The organism is Actinomadura fibrosa (assembly GCF_900659615.1).
Taxonomy (GTDB): domain Bacteria; phylum Actinomycetota; class Actinomycetes; order Streptosporangiales; family Streptosporangiaceae; genus Spirillospora; species Spirillospora fibrosa.
The window spans coordinates 1-4,045 of record NZ_CAACUY010000443.1; the positions used below are offsets into that span (position 1 = coordinate 1).

General features: G+C 76.7%; 4 protein-coding genes. 2 read left to right on the plus strand and 2 right to left on the minus strand.

The annotated features are described in order from the left end of the window. A partial coding sequence (locus E1300_RS48130) for an MSCRAMM family protein (RefSeq protein ID WP_131763941.1) occupies positions 1–801 on the plus strand: 801 nt, incomplete at its 5' end. A gap of 68 nt (positions 802–869) precedes the next feature. On the opposite strand, the gene E1300_RS48135 is transcribed toward E1300_RS48130, so the two are convergent. Together E1300_RS48135 and E1300_RS48140 are read right to left on the minus strand one after the other, a co-directional pair. Further along, complete coding sequence (locus E1300_RS48135) at positions 870–2,057, minus strand: zinc-dependent alcohol dehydrogenase (protein ID WP_131763942.1); 1,188 nt, start codon at positions 2,055–2,057, stop codon at positions 870–872. A 93-nt stretch (positions 2,058–2,150) separates the two neighbouring features. Beyond that, on the minus strand, positions 2,151–2,819 hold the full coding sequence (locus E1300_RS48140) for a hypothetical protein (RefSeq protein ID WP_131763943.1): 669 nt from the start codon (positions 2,817–2,819) through the stop codon (positions 2,151–2,153). 196 nt (positions 2,820–3,015) lie between these two features. On the opposite strand from E1300_RS48140, the gene E1300_RS48145 reads away from it, so the two are divergent. Then, positions 3,016–4,045, plus strand: a 1,030-nt coding sequence (locus E1300_RS48145) for a Ppx/GppA phosphatase family protein (RefSeq protein ID WP_131763944.1), incomplete at its 3' end; no start/stop codon positions are given.

The window sequence follows — 4,045 nt, forward strand, 5'->3', positions numbered from 1 at the left end:
CCCGCCGAGGTTCCGGCGCTCGCCTTCGCCGAGGTGGAGTCCGGGCCCGCGGTGCGCGGCCGCGTGCTGCGCGCCGACGGCTCGCCGCTCCCCGGCGCGACGGTGACGCTGATCGACGCGAACGGCCGCCAGCTCGGCGTCGTCGCCGCCCGCGAGGACGGCGGCTACGCCGTGGACGCGCCCGCCGCCGGCGGCTACGTGCTCGTCGGCTCGGCGCCCGGCCACCAGCCGGAGGCCGCGAGCCTCACGCTCGCGGACGGCCCGGCCGACCTCGACCTGGTGCTCGGCGGGACCGGCGGCATCGCTGGAACGGTCCGCGCCGAGGACGGCGGCCCGCTCGCCGGGGCGGTGGCCGTGGCCACCGACGGGCGCGGCGAGGTCGTCGGATCGGCGGAGACCGGCGCGGACGGCGCGTTCGCCCTCGCCGGACTGGCTCCCGGCGCCTACACGGTGACGGTGAGCGCGGCCGGGCACCGCCCCGCCGCGCGTCCCGTCTCGACGACCGGGGGAGCGCCCGGACGGGTGGACGTGGCGCTCGCGACCGCGCCGTCCGTGCGGGGGACCGTCCGCGGCCGTTCCGGCGAGGCGCTCGGCGACGCGCACGTGTCGCTGGTCGACCCCGCGGGCAACGTGGTCGCGACCGCCCGCACCGGCGCGGACGGCGGCTACGAGTTCGCCGGCCTCACCGGCGACGAGTACACGCTGGTGGCCTCCGGGTACGCGCCCGTCGCCGTCCCGCTCCACCTGACCGGCCCGGGCGTCGACGGCTTCGACCTGGCCCTGTCCCACAGGACCCGCTGACGCCGGCCGCCCCGGCGGGCCGGACGGCGTCCCGCCGGGGCGGTGATCCGCTCCGGCGGGAGGGGCCGTCAGGTCCCGGGCTGCAACAGCACCTTGATGGCGCCGTCCTGCTTCTTCTGGAACATCTCGTAGGCCTCCGGCGCCCGGTCGAGCGGCCAGCGGTGGGTGGCCAGGTCCAGCACGCCGAGCGGGTCGGCGTCGTCGCACACCAGCGGCATCAGGTCGTCGATCCAGCGCTTGACGTGGGCCTGGCCCATCCGCAGCGCGATGCCCTTGTCGAACATCTGGAGCATCGGCAGCGGGTCGGTCATCCCGCCGTACACGCCGCTGATCGAGATCGTCCCGCCGCGGCGCACGGTCTCGATCGCCGTGCCGAGCGCGGCGAGCCGGTCGACGCCGACGCGCGCCATCAGCGGCGCGGCCGCGGCGTCCGGCAGCAGCCCGGTGAGGGTCTGCGCGAACTTGGCGGCGGGGGAGCCGTGCGCCTCCATGCCGACCGCGTCGATGACCGAGTCGGTGCCGCGGCCGCCGGTGAGCTCGCGGACCGCGGCGGGCACGTCGCCCGCCTCGTCCGGGTCGAGCACCTCCACGCCGTGCCGCCGCGCCATCTCCACGCGCTCGGGGACGATGTCGACGCCGATGACGCGGTAGCCGCGGTGGCGGGCGATCCGGGCGGACATCTGCCCGATCGGGCCGAGGCCGAGCACGGTGACGGAGCCGCCGTCCGGCACCTCGGCCCACTCGACGGCCTGCCAGGCGGTCGGCAGCACGTCCGAGAGGTAGACGAACCGCTCGTCCGGCGGCCCCTCGGGCACCTTGATCGGGCCGAAGTGGGCCTGCGGGACGCGCAGGTACTCGGCCTGCCCGCCCGGCACCTGCCCGTACAGCTTGGTGTAGCCGAGCAGCGCCGCGCCCGTGTCGTGCTCGCGGACCTGCGTGGTCTCGCACTGCGCGTACAGCTTCATGCCGCACATGTGGCAGTGCCCGCACGACACGTTGAACGGGATCACCACGCGGTCGCCGGGCTTGACGTGCGTGACGCCCGGCCCGGTCTCCTCGACGATCCCCATCGGCTCGTGGCCGAGGATGTCGCCCTCGCCGAGGAACGGGCCGAGCACCTCGTACAGGTGCAGGTCGGACCCGCAGATCCCGCTGGAGGTGACCCGTATGATCGCGTCGTCGGGCTCCTTGATCGTCGGGTCGGGCACGGTCTCGACGCGGACGTCGCGCTTGCCGTGCCAGGTGAGCGCCTTCATCGTGGTCCTCCTCAGGGGCGTCCGGGGCGGAGGCCCCTACCCTGCGGGACGGGGTGAAACGTCGGCGTGCGCCGCATCCGGCGAGCCCGGGGATCAAGGGCAGCGGTGTGCGCGGGCGACGGCCCGCACGGCGGCCGCCCGGGTCGCCCACAGGTGCCCCGACGACCGTCCGAACGCGTCGCCGTCCGGGCCCGGCCACAACCGGAAGCCGCGGGCGTCGTGGGCCTCCCAGCCCGTCCGCTCGCCGCGCAGGTCGAGATAGTGGGTGACCGCGCCCGCCGGATGCCCGTCGTGGCGCAGGTGCCAGCGGTGGGCGTCGCGGTCGGCGCTCGTGTACTGGCAGAGCCGCCAGCCGGCGCCGAGGCGGGACGCGAGGTCCAGCACGACGATCGGCTCGCCGTCGTCCGGGACGGCCCTGCGGGCCTTCCCGGCGGAACGGTGCGCGGCGGCGCCGTCCGTCCGGTACTCGCGCGTCCGGGCGCGGACCAGGCGGGTCAGTTCGCGGGCGGCCTGCGCGAGGGCGAGCGCGGCCTCCGTGAGCTGGCAGTCCTCGACGGGCGCCGGGCCGGCCTCGCGGCAGGTGAGGGCCATCTGCCGCCGGGCGCCGTCGAGGAGGTCGAGCGCGCGGACGGCCTCGTCGCGCGCCGCGGACAGCCGGGCCCGCGAGACGTCCCGCGCCGGTTCCCTGGTCCGCGGTTCTCTGGTTCGCGCCTCCCTGGGGCGCGCCTCCCTGGCCCGCGAGGCGGGGTCGTTCTCCGCCAAACCGGGGGCTCCTTCCTACGGGGGTATTCCGGGCGGCCTTCCCGATGACGGCCGGTTCTACCGTCCCGCGCCGTTCCGCCCGCCCCGCCAGGTGACGAGAAGGCGACGGGCGCGTGAACGGCGTATGGCTGCGCTGTGACCGCGGTGTGACCCGCGTCCCCGACTGAACCGGCCGAACCGGGGTAGACGCCCGTCCATGAACGCAGCCCCCCTCCGCCTCGGTGTGCTCGACGTCGGTTCCAATTCGGCCCATCTGCGGGTCGCCGACCTCACCCCGGGAGAGGGCCCCGTCGCGGTGCGGTCGGTGAAGAGCGCCGTGCGGCTGGCCGAGGGGACCGACCGGCACGGCGTCATCGGACGTCCCGCGACCGACCGGCTGATCGGCGCCGTCCGGGAGGCCGCGGCGGCCGCGGCCGCGGCGAACGTCGACGAGCTGGTCCCGCTCGCCACGTCGGCGCTGCGGGACGCGGCCAACCGCGACGACGTCGCCGCCGAGGTCCGCGCGGCGACCGGCATCGCGCTCGGGTTCCTGCCGGGGGAGGAGGAGGCCCGGCTGACGTTCCTCGCGGCGCGGCGCTGGTACGGCTGGTCGGCGGGCCCGATGCTGCTCGCCGACATCGGCGGCGGCTCGATGGAGCTCGCCTACGGCGCGGGCGAGGAGCCGGAGATCGCGCTGTCCCTCCCGCTCGGCGCGGGCCGCCTCACCCGCCACCACCTGCCCGGCCGCGCCCCGGTCCGCAAGGCGAGGCGGCGGGAGCTGCGCCGGCACGTGGTGTCGGTCCTCGGCGAGGCCGTCACGGAGATCGCGGAGGCGCCGCCGGCCGTCCGGGCCGTGGCGACGTCCAAGACGTTCACGCAGCTCGCCCGGCTCTGCGGCGCGCCCAAGGCGGCGATGGGCCCGTACCGGGAGCGCCGCCTCGCCCGGCGCGACCTGCTCGGCTGGATCCCGCGGCTGGCCCGCATGTCGGACGAGGAGCGCGCCCAGCTCCGCGGGGTGAAGGCGTCCCGCGCCCACCAGATCCTCGCGGGCGCGATCGTGGCCGAGTCCATCATGGACGTCCTCGGCGTCGAGGGTTTCGACATCTGCCCGTGGGCGCTGCGCGAGGGCATCTTCCTCCACCGGCTCGACGCGCTCACCGCGGGCCGTCCGGTCGGCCCGCCCTTCGTGCCCGCGGACGGCATGGCGGACGTCCCGCCGCCCATCCCGATCCGGCCCGTCCAGCCCC